A 14,312-nucleotide genomic window follows, 5' to 3' on the forward strand; every position below is an offset into this window, starting at 1 on the left:
TGAAAAACTCGGAATTACAAAACTATTTTTGCACAATTTTAGGGAAATAATCTTAATTTAAGATTTCAGCTTTGAGATTTAACTCGGAGTGTGAGATAATTATTTACAATTGTGACTCGTGCTTTACTGTTCCCGCAAGGTCGGTACAGCAATAGCAATCAATAGTGTTAAAAAAATTGCGAATTACCAACCATCACCAACCAGGCAAGATGAGCGAACAACCAACAATTACCTACCGCATCGAAAGCGATTCGATGGGAGACAAACAAATTCCATCTAATGTCTATTATGGCATCCAAACCCTGCGCGCAGTTGAAAATTTCCCGATTAGCGGCATTAAGCCTTTATCAACTTACGTCGATGCTTGTGTTTTAATTAAGAAAGCCACCGCGATCGCCAACGGCGAACTCGGCTGCATTCCCCAAGACATCAGTCAAGCAATTGTCCAAGCAGCCGATGAAATCCTAGCTGGCAAATTGCGCGATCAATTTGTAGTTGATGTCTACCAAGCCGGCGCCGGAACTTCTCACCACATGAACGTTAATGAAGTTCTTTCCAATCGCGCTTTGGAAATTATGGGCGATGAAAAAGGCAACTACAAGCGCGTCAGTCCTAACGATCATGTAAACTACGGGCAATCGACAAATGATGTGATTCCGACTGCGATTCGGATCGGCGGACTTTTGGCATTAGAAAAAACGCTGTTGCCGGCTTTGTCGCAGGCGATCGCAGCCCTTGACAACAAAGCCGAAGAATTCCAAGATATTGTTAAATCCGGTCGCACTCATATGCAAGATGCCGTGCCGGTTCGACTCGGCGAAACCTTCCGCGCTTGGGCGCAAATTCTCAGAGAACATCGCATCCGCATTGAAACTGCATCGGGGGATTTGACATCCTTGGGATTGGGCGGTAGTGCGGTGGGAACTGGCTTAAATACTCATCCTGAATACTGTGAAAAAGTTGCTCAAATTCTCTCGAAATTGATCGAAAAACCTCTGAAGCCAGCACCAAATTTAATGGCTGCTATGCAGAGTATGGCACCGTTTGTAAATGTGTCTGGTTCACTGCGAAATCTGGCTCAAGATTGCGTTAAAATGTCCCACGACTTGCGTTTGATGGACTCCGGGCCGAAAACGGGTTTGAAAGAAATTCAACTGCCTCCTGTGCAACCGGGTTCGTCAATTATGCCGGGAAAATACAATCCTGTGATGGCAGAAATGACATCGATGGTTTGTTTTCAAGTTATGGGTTACGATAGCGCGATCGCCCTTGCAGCCCAAGCAGGACAATTAGAATTGAACGTGATGATGCCCCTAATCGCCTACAATCTCATTCACAGCATCGAAATTTTAGGCAATACCATCAGCGCCCTGAGCACCAAATGCCTCGAAAAAATAGAAGCTAAGGGCGATCGGTGTCTCGCTTACGCAGAAGGCAGTCTCGCCCTTGTTACCGCCCTCAACACTCACATCGGCTATCTCAACGCCGCCGCTGTCGCTAAAGAATCTCTAGAAACGGGCAAATCTTTGCGGCAAATTGTGTTAGAAAGGGGTTTAATGAGTGCAGAAGACTTGGCAAAAGTTCTAGATTTAGAGAAAATGAGTGCGATGCCGGCATCTTCTGCTAACGTTTAGGATCTCGCAGGTATCAAGTAGAAAGTAGAAGGCTGAACTCGATCTAATTCTGCCTTCTGCCTTCTGAGTTCTGCCTTCTCGCTGTCACAGGTTAAAGTTAAAGAATTCAGAATTCAATTTTTTTACCTTTAATTCTGAATGGTTTTATCGTCTAAAATTTTGGAGCAAGATTTATGCGCGCCGGTTCTTTTGGCAAATTAACTCAAGATAAAGAGAACACAACTCAAGTGACATTTCATTATGTGGAAGGTCACACGGAAACCTTTACTATCCCGATGCCTGCACAAGAATTTCAAGAGGAAGTGCTGCATTTGTTAAATCAACCTTGGTTGACTTTTCATTTAGTCGATCAAACGGTTTTTATCTGCACTGCCCGGTTGGTGAAAGTTGAAGTTAAACCTGCTATCCCTGAACTGCAAGGTCAAGGAGTATTTTCTAACTCGCTGCGAGTTAGTACCATGCAGCGGGCTGCTGCTGGTAGATTGCCGATGGATAGTTAAACCGAGTTGCTAGTTAGCGGTAATCGGTAATTGGTAATCGGTGATTAGTAATAGTTGACAAGCGGTAAGGTGCGCAGTGCGCACCCTACATATAGAAGTTGTACGTAAGTTCCGGGAAAAATCCCCTATTCCTAATTCCCTATTCCTAATGCCATATTCCCATTAGAAAATAATTAAAAATTATGTCTGCTGTTAGTTTAATTCGTGCTAATTCATACGATCGCCAAATTTTGCAAGCATCTTTAGAAAGTTTGCTCGCACCCTGGGGCGGAATCTCGGCTTTTGTGAAATCGGGCGATCGGGTTTTACTCAAACCCAATCTCCTCACAGGTTCTCGCCCTACAAAAGAATGCGTCACCCGCCCGGAATTGGTTTACTGCGTGGCTAAAATGGTCATTGAAGCGGGAGGGAAACCATTTTTAGGCGATAGTCCAGCTTTTGGCAGCGCGATGGGTGTAGCCAAAGCCAACGGTTATTTGCCGCTGTTGGAAGAACTGAATTTGCCAGTAGTGGAGTTTCAAGGAAAACGCTACGAAACTGTCAGCGAAGATTTCAATCATCTCCGAATTTGCAAAGAAGCAATGGAAGCGGATGTAGTGATTAATTTGCCAAAACTCAAATCTCACGTTCAATTAACGGTGACAATGGGCGTGAAAAATTTGTTCGGCTGCGTACCCGGAAAAATGAAGGCTTGGTGGCACATGGAAGCCGGGAAAGATAGCGCCAGATTCGGTGAAATGCTAGTAGAAACTGCCCGTGCAATTAACCCAAATTTGACGATTTTGGATGGAATTATCGGTCACGAAGGTAACGGGCCAAGCGGCGGCGAACCTAAGTTTTTGGGAATTTTGGGCGCGTCTGATGATGTCTTTGCTTTGGACAGAACTTTAGTTGAAATTATTAATGTCGATCCGGTGGCGGTTCCGACTGTAGCTGCGGCGATGAGATTGGGACTTTGCTCGAATTTAGAGGCGATTGATTTTCCGCTTTTGCAGCCGGAAACTCTCAAGGTTTTGGATTGGAAGTTACCGGAAAGTATGATGCCGATCGACTTTGGTATGCCTCGGGTGATTAAGTCTACTTTCAGGCATTTTTATATCCGGTTTATCAAAGAACGGATGGGGGCTTACGCCGATCGATAGGAGGCATTCGCGACAACTTCATAAAAATGCGCGCTTGTCAATCACCTCTTGTGCTGAAGATTAAAGAAAAGTTTGGCTTCCCAACTCAACTGGAAGCTAAATTTTTAGATGCAGGAACAGTAGCGGGCGCAACATTTGCCTCCACCGATATATGAAATCGCAAATTTTATACTTCGCTTTCGCCAAAGATTTCAGCAATATTATTTAGGTACAAATGCAAGAAAGTTTCTATTGGTCTCGATCGCAGCCTACATCGCTACCCAGTTTTATAACTTAATTTATACTTGAATTATTGCTGAATTCGTAAATATATGAAAACTTACTCACAGCCCGATCGCGGAATGTGAAGTTTTTTATCAAAGGTGACAAAGCAAGTTAAATGCGTTAGCTTAAATTCGATGTAGGCTGAAAACCACGCCGCAGCAATCGTGTTTCCGAAACCTAATATTTTTTTGGCAGTCATCTGCTGTATTTCGGATTCCGCAATTGTTAATGGCACATAATTTATTTCTGGATTTGACATCCAACACGAGTGGTTATTAGTACGTCAAGTACCTAAATAATGAAAACTCCAATGCAAAGTCAAAATTGCTTAAGTGCTACCGCCGTCTGTCCTATATCGGGCCAGAGTATGAAACCGTGGCTATTCATACCCGGTGATTGGCGCAGACCTACACACCAAGAATCATTTCAATTGTACTGGTGCGAAAAGTCACAACTTGGATGCCTTCATCCTTTACCCGAACTCAACAAAATCGCCAGCTTCTACGATATCGACGATTATTATACTCATCATGCAGACTCTACAGGTTCCGACTCTTCCTCTTCTATTTCCTTCTTCGATAAATTGCGCACGCATCTAGCTTGGCGTTTCGATCGCGGAGTAGATGTCACAACTCAATGGTGGAAACAACACTTCGGGACTTCTTCCTACTCGATATTAGAAATCGGTTGCGCCAACGGCCACCTGCTGGAAGAACTCCAAGCAGATGGTCACAAAGTCTGGGGCGTAGAACCCGATCGACAAGCTTTGGTTTTGGCCGAGCAGCGAGGTCTTGATGTATTTTATGGTACTGCTGAATCTTTGCCCCCCGAAGTCATGTCCAGACAGTACGACATGATTGTGATGAACCACGTACTCGAACATACCAGAGATCCTTTACTGGCACTCCGCAATGCCATGCAGTTGCTCGTGGATGGCGGCAAATTGGTGATGGAAGTACCAAATAACTCTTGTATTGGGCTGAAGTCATCAGGGATTGCATGGATGCATCTAGATGTACCAAGGCATTTGTATTTCTTCACACCGCAGAGCTTCCGCGCTATCTGTGAAAAAGTGGGATTTGAGATAATTTCTACCGAATTTAATGGCTACTATCGCCAATTCGCCAACAGTTGGATCGATGATGAAATAAAAATTTTTAGTGTGTTCGATTCAATGGAATCTCATCAGATGGTAAAGCCCAAAGAAAACAGTAAAGCTCAAGCTTGGAACTTACTGCTGAAAACAATTTTTGCGGCTGATGAAAACAAGTACGATTCGATCCGGATTGTGGCACAAAAGCCATAGCAAGAGCGAGGTAAGGGCAATAAACTTTTGGTTTTATATCAAGTCCGGTAGCATCGGAATTATGAGCGCGCTCGCGTCGTCCATAGCGAACGGCTACAGATCGCTCTGGGAGACGCTCGCACTGCTATCATTCCATAACTTTAGGCTGCGACTGCGCCGGCTGTCGAACCAAAGTCCTCCAAATGATACAACAAGGACGGCTGCCAGTTCCTCAGTTACCTAGACAGTAAGTTACAAAACAAGCAAAACAGAAATTACAGAAAACAACCCATTAATTCTTGATTTAGATCGTCATAAGCTTAAAGTCTCAAGTTAAAATAATTAATTATTATTTCTACTTTTGGCTTTTAGCTTTTTATTTGTGAGAAGTGACAATTAACAACAGAGAAAGGAAATTTCAACCATACAATACTTCTTCCACAGGTGGCGTCGCGTCTTTGGGGTCGAACTCTTTGATTTTCAAAGCTTGCAGCAAAAACAGCCAGATATAAAGCGGATTCAACAAAACATACCGCTGCCAGAGCCGCCTTGGTTCTTTAATCAACCGAAACAGCCATTCCAAACCTATCTTAGATAAAAACTCAGGAGATTTAGCCAAATTACCCGCATGAAAATCGTAAGCAGCACCTACAGCAATCAGCGGCATTGATAAGTCGTCCCGGTATTCGTAAGCCCAGACTTCTTGTCGCGGACAGCCCAAACCGACAAAAGTAATTGCTGCACCGCTATCGCGAATTTGCTGCGCAATTTCTTGTTTCTCTGCTGGCGAAACCTGCCTAAATTTAGAAGGCTGAGTTCCCGCAATAATTAACTTGGGAAAACGCTGGCAGAGATTGCGAGATAAAGCCTCCAGTACAGAAGCTTTAGAGCCGTACAAATAGATAGATAATCCTTCTTCTGCCGCGCGTTCGCAGATTTGCAACATCGCATTCGGTCCGCAAACTCGATCGGGCAATTCCGTATTGTAGAGCAAATTTAACGCCCACCTGACCGGCTGTCCGTCTGGCAATACTAAGTCAATGTGATTGAGCCGATAGCGGTGAGTGCTGTCAAGAACCCCAGTCATTACCCCGTGAACCGCTAGAGCCGAAACTGAAATTGGTCTTCCGGCGCTGGCTGCGGCAATAATTTTGCTGACAGCCGCTTCATAATTAACGGCATTTACTAATATGCCGAGTACATTCTTTTTCCCTTTATCAATCATGGAACACCTCTTTACGCCAACGCTCGCCGTTACACTCATAAATCTCCTGTAGGATTTGTTTAACGTTGTATTCAATCATTTACCAAAATTGCCAGCACATTCTTTTTCGCTCAATCATTCGACTGCTCTTTCAGCCAACGCTCGCGGTTACATTCATAAATTTCCTGTAGGATTTGTTTAACGTTATATTTCATTTTCCATTCTGGATAGTGACTGGCGAATTTTGAATTGTCGCTAATCCACCAAATGTGATCGCCCATGCGATTCCCTTCAGCATAAGTCCAATTGAATTTGCGTTCGGCAATTTCCTCCGACATCTGAATGGCTTCTACCATCGAACAGTTGCTGTATCTGCCTCCTCCTGTATTATAAACTTCGCCGCTTCTGGGAGCTTTATAAAATTCATAAAATGCCGCAATTAAATCAGCACTGTGAATGTTATCGCGGACTTGCTTTCCTTTGTAGCCAAACACGGTGTAAGCATTCCCCATTGCGGCACACTTCATTAAATAAGCTAAAAACCCATGCAATTGAGTACCAGAGTGATTGGGTCCCGTGAGACATCCGCCACGAAAACAGGCAGTCTTCATATTAAAATAGCGCCCATATTCCTGCACTAAAACGTCTGCCGCTACTTTAGAAGCACCAAATAAACTGTGTAGCGTCTGATCAATTGACATATCCTCTCGGATACCCCCTGCGTAGGTATGGTTAGGATCAATTTCCCAGCGATGTTCCAATTCTACCAGGGGCAAACGGTTAGGGGTATCGCCGTAAACTTTGTTAGTTGAAGTAAAAATAAACGGAGCTTCTATTGCATATTGCCTGGTAGATTCTAAAAGATTGAGAGTCCCGTTGGCATTAACAGTAAAATCTGTGATAGGCTCCCGCGCTGCCCAATCGTGAGAGGGCTGAGCTGCGGTATGAATTACTAACTTAATATCGGAACCATACTGCTTAAAAACCTTGGCAATTGCTTCACAATCCCGGATATCTACTTCTACATGGTGATATTTGTCTTTTAAGGAATGTTCGAGCCGCTGCCTATTCCAAGTGGTAGATGCTTCGTCGCCGAAAAAAACGCGGCGCATATCATTGTCAATTCCTACCACGTCAAATCCCTGGTTAGCAAAGAATTTACACGCCTCCGAGCCAATTAAACCCGCCGATCCAGTAATGATTGCAACGCTCACGTTTCACCGCCTGAAAAAATAGAGTTTTCTTTGTTTTGCGAGATCGAATAAATCAGAAGTTATCCTGATTTCCCCTCGAATACATCTTGGCACAATTCGGCAAAGAATTTACCTTTTATATTCCAATCATAGATTTCCCTGACGCGCTTTTGACCCGCTCGACCCAAGCGCGATCGCAATTCACGATCGTTCGCTAAACACACTATAGCTTCTGCTAGACCTTGCACTGCGCGATCGGGGTCAGTAGCGGTCACTTTAATACCGGTTTCAGCAGTCACTTGAGTAGCCGGCCCACCCAAATCCAAACAAATCGTCGGACGGCCAACCCCCATCATTTCCGTGCAGACAAACCCACCAGAATCGTGCAAACTGGGATGGAGGAGAACGTGAGATTCGGCCATTTTAGAGAGAGTTTGATCCCGGGGTAAAGCCCCCCAAAAATATACTTGATTTACCAGTCCCAATTCTGTCACCAAAGCTTCTAAACGCTGCCGTTCCGGGCCATCTCCCACAATCCAGTATTCCGATTGTTCTACCTTCGCCTCCGCAAATGCACGGAGTCCCAAGTGCACCCCTTTCCAGTGTAAGAGACGACCGACGCTGATGAATCTAACTGGTTGCTCCGGCGGAGTTGGAAATTTCTCTAGTTCCTGAATTTCCTGCTGCGACAAACCGACTTGCGAGAAAATTTTCACATTTTTTGCTTTGAGAAATCGCAGTCTGGCTGCGGTTTCTTCCGTAGTTGCCAGCGCCACGACACTCCGGCGCGCCGTCAGCCCTACAAACGGATCGCGTTCTCCTACGCTTTGAGCCAATGCTCGCAGCGTTTCGTAAATTTTGCCCCGGCGGCTAAAATCTTGCCAAAAAGGCTTTGGTGCTGCTTCTGCACCCCCCACAGGCCCCCAAATAAAAGGATGCGGCAACAGCGCCAGGAAACTTGGAGACCAATGTTTGACATAAGTTACGTGGTGTACTATGTCAAAACCGATTTCACGATCGAGCTTTCGAGCGATAAAATAAGCCCAGATTTGCCACAAATAGTAGTGAAGTTGCAGCAATCCCTGTTTTCCCTTCCAATCTTCGCTCCACCCAAACGGATCGAAATAAACAAAGTGCAGATTGGGCATCGGATTGCGTTCTAGTTCTGCTTCAATGTACGATCGACAAAACGTGCGAGTAAACACCCAACTTTCGTGATGTTTAGCAGATTGGATAACAGTATTCCATCCTACTCCCTCTTCAGAGCCGAGATTTGGTTCGCAAGCAAAGGCAGATAATAAAACTTTCATTGTTAATTGGTAATTGGTAATCGGGCATCGGGCATCGGGCTTTGGAGGTAAAATATGGAAAATTATTGGTAAAAAATAACGAATAACCAGTAACTAATAACAACTGTCAACCGTCAACTGTCAACTGACTTCATCAAAAAAGATGTAACTTCGATATAAGCTTTGGCTGCTGTTTCAGGACTTTTTTGAGAAATTAGCTGTCGCGAACTCTTTCCCATCGATTCTATCAAATCAGGACTATCTATAAAAATCCGCATTTTTTCTGACAACTCCTTAGCATTGGTAGGATCGAAAATATAACCGTTTTCCCCTTCCGCGATTAACTCGCAGGAAGCTGCACCGTTAGAACACAATACCGGTTTCCCAAACACCATCGCTTCCGGTACAACCATTCCCCAAACATCCTCAAAAGTAGGAAATACAAAAATATCAGCTTGCTGAAAATAACCTCCCAAACTTCCGTAATCAACCCATCCCACCCAGTTTACTTGCTCGGGGAAATCTTGCTCTTTAATAAAAGCTTCCAACTCATCTCGCTGGTCGCCCTTGCCAACAATTAATAAAGTATAATCAGAATATCCCTGCTTTTTGAGCATGGCACAAGCTTCTAACAGTGTCTTAATTCCTTTTCTAGCTGTGATCCTTCCCACATATAAAAAAATTGGCCGTTTGATATCTAAATTTAGCGGCTTTGTTGTTGCCAAAGGTTTCAGCAGCGTTTCGGCATCTGGAACTAAATAAGTTCTAGTAAAAACTTTATCTTCCGGTGCATTGAGAACTTCCACCAAATATCTTTTCCCTGCTTGGCTGTTAGAAACAAAAGCATCGGCAAACTTAGCTAGAATGCGTCTTGCGTATGTCCGAAAACTCGAATCTCGAAAATCTGTGTTCGGGGAACTGCCATCATAAATAATCGCGACTCGCCATTGACAAAGCGGTTTGAGCAGGATAACCAAGACAGTCCACAAAGAAAAAGCTTGAGGAAAAACTACTTGAGGTCTAAATTTAAGCAAGTGACCGATTATACTAGGCGACACTGCGATGAAACCGCGATCGTACCCTGTTTCTATTTTTTCCGTCTCGACAAATTTAGTCTCCCCTACCAACTGAATTGCTGATGCTCCCGGTAGCGTCGGATCGAACCCTGACCAAACGCGACCAGTATAAAACACAGTATTCTTAAATACTTTTGTAAATTCTCTCAATACTGGCTGCCAATATGCACCCAATTCTACTTCTGGAACCAGCCAAGCGACGCGCAAATCACCTCGATCTACCATCCTATTCACCTTCGGTTTTGTTTTTAGTTAATCCCAGCTTGCTCAAAACAGAAAGCCAAACTAACCTTCTATAAGGTAGCAACCAATACATTGGCCAGAATAAACCACCGTGACGCTGAGCAAATACTTTCCACTCTTCCCAGGGTTGAAGGGTAGCATCTTTAAAAGCTAAACCCTTGGGTTGGTTCATTTTTTGCAACCCTTCACTCATATTGGCAGCCGCTATTTTTGTTGACTGCGGATTGGGCGAACAGGTTCCTTGATAGCCCGGAGCTATCCAAACTGTACAGCCTTTTTGTCGGGCCCGCAGCCCGTATTCCCAATCTGATAAATAATGAATAAAGGCTGGATCGAGATTACCAACAAGTTCTACGACGCTGCGGGGAATTAACACGCAGTTACCATTCATGCTGTCACAAGGCTGAGCTGCTTTTGTAGGTTCGAGGAAGCGAAATTTAAAGGGAAGTAATGGTGTAATTTTGACTATGCCGCCGTAAGTAAAATCACTGGTTTCAGGATCGCGAGTAGAGCCGGCGACGATCGCCTTTTTTTCTCCTTTTTTAATTAGCTCACTACTGGTTATCAGCAGGATGTTTAAAGCTTCTGGATCGAGCACGGTGTCGTCGTTGAGCCAGAGATAGTAGTCTGGATCGTCTTTCATGGCTTCGCTGAAAGCAACACGCATTCCTCCATTCCAAAATAAGTTACCATCTCCCGCAAAAATCTTGACTTGAGGATATGTTTGCTGTACTGCTTCGGCTGTGCCATCGGTGCTGCCGTCATCTACCAGATAAGCATGGAGTGCAATTTCCCTTGTTAATATTTGCTTAAACAGCGACTCTAGAGTGGCCAAAGTCTTTAACTTGCGGTTATGGCAAGTCATCAGGACTGCTATACTTATCTGCTCCATCTGTATCAAATATTTGGCTGTCCGTGAAAAATTGGTATAAAATTGTCCTCTGGCGATCGACAATGCCGATCGACTTCGAGTCCTATCCAATTATTAACTCAATTTGTCCCAACTATCAATATATTGACTCAATCATTTATTTTTTGATTTTCCAGCTTTGCCCCGATTCTAATTTCTTAAGAAGTTATTGTAGCAATCAACACGTCGCACTCTCCGAAAATATACCAATAAATACCCAAAAATCGGCATTATTTATACCTTACAAGTTATACGTTTAGTTAGTTTGAGCTACTTAGCAGCTTGCCTAACTTCTTCATAAAGTTTTTTGTACTCGCGAGCTTGCACTTCTAATGTAAACTTTGCTTCAACTTTCAAGCGAGCGTTGCGACAAAGCTTTTGGTGTCGCTCTGAATCTTCTAGCACCCAAGCAATCCCTCGCGCTAAATCCTCACTATCATAAGGTTGAGCTAAATAGCCATTTTGCTGGCGATCGACAATATCTTTTAATCCCGTCACATCAAAAGCCACCACAGGCGTACCGCAAGCGAGCGCTTCCGATGCCGTCTGACCAAAAGCTTCGTACCGCGACGGTACAACCATCACATCAGCCGCTGCATAAACTTTTGCTAAATTTTCATCTTCCAACCTGCCTAAATAATGAATTTTAAAACCAACATCGATCGGACTTTCAGGCTCAGAAGAACCAAAAACCAAAAGTTCAATTTTATCTTGCCATCCCGACTTACTGAGGCTTTGCAAAGCCGGAACTAGCAACGGAAAACCCTTCCAGCGATCGCCCGTTCCCTGCATCGCCCCAAACAACACCAACTGTTTATTTTGAGGCAAATTCAAACTATCTCTCACCTGCGGGCGGTTTAGCGGTTTGTAGACTTCAGCATCAAGGCCATTAGCAATTACTTTAACTGGATATTTTTCAAACAAAGAACTAGATTTCGCACATTCAGCCAACCAATGACTCGGAGTCACCAAAGTCAGATCCAAATTTTGCCAAAATTGAGCTTTTCGCTGCCAAATCCAACGAGAAATATCAGTATCTTTAGTGCTGTGAAGTTGCGGACAAGCACCGCAAGAATTCATGTAGCGATCGCAATTTTCACTGTAGTGACATCCACCCGTAAACGCCCACATATCGTGCAGCGTCCAAACCACAGGTTTATTAAACTTGGCGAGGGTTTCTATCTGCATATAACCTTCACAAACCCAGTGCAAATTAATCACATCTGGGTTAATTTTGGCAACTTCCGATGCCAAGGAATCAGGAACCCATTGCGGCGAAAAAATTACCTGACCTAGTTTTGGATAAAGTTTTAACGGCAATCTATTTAATTTAGGTCTGAGACTCTTAAACTTTTCTCCGAATTTTGTCGGCATCAACCGCACAGTTTCATCATTACTAGACTTATAACCAGCCAAAATCTGGGAATTTACCGCGATACTTTGCAAACCCTTGTGCAGGCGATAAGTCGCCCTCGCAGCACCGCCTTTAACATCGTAATTACTTACCAGCAAAACTTTCATCAAAACATCCTTAACTCATGCTTACTTACTTTTTCAAAAATTGTTGAATTTTTCGCTGTACTTTCTTGACAAATTTCGGATCGTAATCATATAAACTATCCTGAGTGAAGTTATCGGCTTGCGCGTCCCGAATCACAAACGGAGGATGTTTCAGAGGAAAGGCGATCGGTTCAACAGGCATATTATTATAAGGACTGCTGAGGTCGTCCGTATGAGTTCCCCCCGTTCCGTGTCCGATATTTGCAGCTAAATTGACATTAGACAAAATATTCAAACCATTTTGAATAAAACTAGCAAACGTCCACTGAAAATCCCAAGTATCAATAGCTTTTTCGTAACACAACTGACAAGTTTTCGTCCAGATTTTTGCAGCATGAGCATCTCCCAATACATCCATCAAAAAATTGCCATCCCGAACTTCGGGCCACAACTTCATATCTAAATCATAATGCTGCCAAGCTCGCCTCCAACTCGCCCAACTCCAGCAGTGAGTGTAGCGAGAAAAGTAGTAGCTATAATCAGTTCGCTGCTTTCCAAATTGAACATTTTGTCCAGATATTGACATAATTCGTTCGTCGTATCGGTAGCGTTCGAGCAACTCTTCTGCAAAGTAGAAAAATGTACTGTCTGGCAAACAATCATCCTCAATAATAATCGCCTCTTCCACCGTATCAAACACCCAATCTAGGCCGCTAGAAACTCGCTGGCGACAGCCCAAATTAGTCTCGGCATAATTCTGCAAAACTTCGCATTCCCAATCCACCTGCTCAATAATAGCGCGAGCAGCAGCGCATTGCCGGTCTTCTCCCGGTCTGTCCGGCCGCGGCCCGTCAGCAACTACTAACAATTTATACGGCTTGACTTTGCGGATTTCTGCGAATACTCTCTGAGTTTCTTCAGGACGTTTGAAAATAATAAACGCGACGGGGGTTTTTAATTGTCGATCGAACATTTACACAACTCCAGTATGCTAATTGCTGACAACACTTGTGACTTTCGACAATCTCCTTTTCAGACCAGAAATCCTATTGTCAAACATATCCAAAACAGTCTTAGAAATATTGCGTTTTGGTATTCCTACATAACCCGCAGCATATTTAGTAAACTGCTCTCCTACAGGCAAGTTCCAAAAATCAGATTGGGGATTAGCAACTTGTGCAAAAAGTCGCTTAATCCCGTATCCTTTTTCGGCTGGTAAATGCCACACATCCATTTTTAAATCAGCCTCAGTTGCCGTATAAATTATCGGCGATGTCCACACTCGATTAAAGTAAGCATTGCCGCTGCTGCGAGCATATCCCAGCTTATTGTAAATGTAGGTGAGCATCTGCTCTTCTGTATTAAATTTTGTCTTACCTTCGGCAAATCTTTGCAAGCAAGTCTGCCAGATTGAGTCTACTTCGTCGGACAATATTTTAATGTGCTTGCCACTTCCTACGATAAATTCTGCACCAAAATACTTGGGAGGCTCATCTACTTTATAGCCTAATTCCTCATAAATTTTCTGCATTTCTCGCCTGCTTAAACCGCTAATTTTTTTATCTTCAGGCTCGTACAAATCGTAGGTTGCCAAACCTTGTTTTTCAATATCGGCAATTATGCGATCGGCGGAGTTTACCCACACGCAGTCAGAGTCTAAAGCGATACAGCGATCGTTTAACTCTGAATGATTTTTCAAATATTGAATAATGTCAAACTTAAAAAACGTACTTCTGAAGGCGGGGTAGTATTCCATTGGTGGCTGATAGGTAAATGGAATCTGGACAACTTTAACTCCGATTTTGTCGAAAAACTCAACGGTGTTAAAGCTTTCAATATTTGGAATGCGATCGGCATTCGTAAATAAGATATGCTCAGCTTCCGGGTTATTTTTAACGCTAGAAGCAAAATATACCACCGCACATCGCCAGTAAACTGATTGAAATTTTTCCGATGAGGATTTAGCATCAGATCCCTGGGGATATTTACTTTCCTGGCCTTCTTCATCACAGCACATTCCAGTAACTATGTAAACAGAACCGCTGTTGTTCATGGCGTATATCTCCTGTTGT

14 protein-coding genes are annotated in these 14,312 nt (G+C 43.6%); 5 read left to right on the forward strand and 9 right to left on the reverse strand.

Annotation, left to right across the window (positions count from 1 at the left end; genetic code table 11):
* The first annotated feature begins 209 nt into the window (after positions 1-209).
* The 4 genes from QUA02_RS07800 to QUA02_RS07815 all read left to right on the forward strand — a co-directional run bounded on the left by QUA02_RS07800 (position 210) and on the right by QUA02_RS07815 (position 3,431).
* Complete coding sequence (locus QUA02_RS07800) at positions 210-1,634, forward strand: aspartate ammonia-lyase (RefSeq protein WP_333026490.1); 1,425 nt, start codon at positions 210-212, stop codon at positions 1,632-1,634.
* 173 nt (positions 1,635-1,807) lie between these two features.
* Entirely contained in the window at positions 1,808-2,134 is a 327-nt protein-coding gene (locus QUA02_RS07805) for a hypothetical protein (RefSeq protein ID WP_333026491.1), read from the forward strand.
* 182 nt (positions 2,135-2,316) lie between these two features.
* Complete coding sequence (locus tag QUA02_RS07810; protein ID WP_333026493.1) at positions 2,317-3,276, forward strand: Npun_F2552 family protein; 960 nt, start codon at positions 2,317-2,319, stop codon at positions 3,274-3,276.
* 26 nt (positions 3,277-3,302) lie between these two features.
* The gene (locus tag QUA02_RS07815; RefSeq protein WP_333026495.1) at positions 3,303-3,431 is read left to right on the forward strand and encodes a hypothetical protein; all 129 of its coding nucleotides are present in this window, start codon (positions 3,303-3,305) and stop codon (positions 3,429-3,431) included.
* Between the two features lie 164 nt (positions 3,432-3,595).
* Here QUA02_RS07815 and QUA02_RS07820 read toward each other — a convergent pair whose 3' ends face one another.
* Positions 3,596-3,799, reverse strand: a complete 204-nt coding sequence (locus tag QUA02_RS07820; protein ID WP_333026496.1) for a hypothetical protein — start codon at positions 3,797-3,799, stop codon at positions 3,596-3,598.
* A 108-nt stretch (positions 3,800-3,907) separates the two neighbouring features.
* On the opposite strand from QUA02_RS07820, the gene QUA02_RS07825 reads away from it, so the two are divergent.
* Positions 3,908-4,846, forward strand: a complete 939-nt coding sequence (locus QUA02_RS07825) for a class I SAM-dependent methyltransferase (RefSeq protein WP_333026498.1) — start codon at positions 3,908-3,910, stop codon at positions 4,844-4,846.
* Positions 4,847-5,243: 397 nt separating this feature from the next.
* On the opposite strand, the gene QUA02_RS07830 is transcribed toward QUA02_RS07825, so the two are convergent.
* The 8 genes from QUA02_RS07830 to QUA02_RS07865 all read right to left on the reverse strand — a co-directional run bounded on the left by QUA02_RS07830 (position 5,244) and on the right by QUA02_RS07865 (position 14,293).
* Entirely contained in the window at positions 5,244-6,050 is an 807-nt protein-coding gene (locus QUA02_RS07830; RefSeq protein WP_333026500.1) for a WecB/TagA/CpsF family glycosyltransferase, read from the reverse strand.
* A 110-nt stretch (positions 6,051-6,160) separates the two neighbouring features.
* A complete protein-coding gene (locus QUA02_RS07835) occupies positions 6,161-7,243 on the reverse strand; it encodes an NAD-dependent epimerase/dehydratase family protein (protein WP_333026502.1) in 1,083 nt (360 codons plus the stop codon).
* A 59-nt stretch (positions 7,244-7,302) separates the two neighbouring features.
* Positions 7,303-8,532 (reverse strand): glycosyltransferase family 4 protein, encoded by a 1,230-nt coding sequence (locus tag QUA02_RS07840; protein ID WP_333026503.1) that lies wholly within the window; start codon positions 8,530-8,532, stop codon positions 7,303-7,305.
* 113 nt (positions 8,533-8,645) lie between these two features.
* Positions 8,646-9,812 (reverse strand): glycosyltransferase family 4 protein, encoded by a 1,167-nt coding sequence (locus QUA02_RS07845; protein WP_333026505.1) that lies wholly within the window; start codon positions 9,810-9,812, stop codon positions 8,646-8,648.
* 1 nt (position 9,813) lies between these two features.
* A complete protein-coding gene (locus tag QUA02_RS07850) occupies positions 9,814-10,812 on the reverse strand; it encodes a glycosyltransferase family 2 protein (protein WP_333026508.1) in 999 nt (332 codons plus the stop codon).
* 198 nt (positions 10,813-11,010) lie between these two features.
* A complete protein-coding gene (locus QUA02_RS07855) occupies positions 11,011-12,261 on the reverse strand; it encodes a glycosyltransferase family 4 protein (protein WP_333026509.1) in 1,251 nt (416 codons plus the stop codon).
* 25 nt (positions 12,262-12,286) lie between these two features.
* Positions 12,287-13,213, reverse strand: a complete 927-nt coding sequence (locus QUA02_RS07860; protein ID WP_333026510.1) for a glycosyltransferase family 2 protein — start codon at positions 13,211-13,213, stop codon at positions 12,287-12,289.
* Positions 13,214-13,231: 18 nt separating this feature from the next.
* Positions 13,232-14,293, reverse strand: coding sequence for a hypothetical protein (locus QUA02_RS07865; protein WP_333026511.1), 1,062 nt, complete (start codon positions 14,291-14,293; stop codon positions 13,232-13,234).
* Positions 14,294-14,312 lie beyond the last annotated feature (19 nt).

It is taken from the genome of Microcoleus pseudofavosus SVA1_A4, assembly GCF_036700565.1.
Lineage (GTDB): Bacteria > Cyanobacteriota > Cyanobacteriia > Cyanobacteriales > Microcoleaceae > Microcoleus.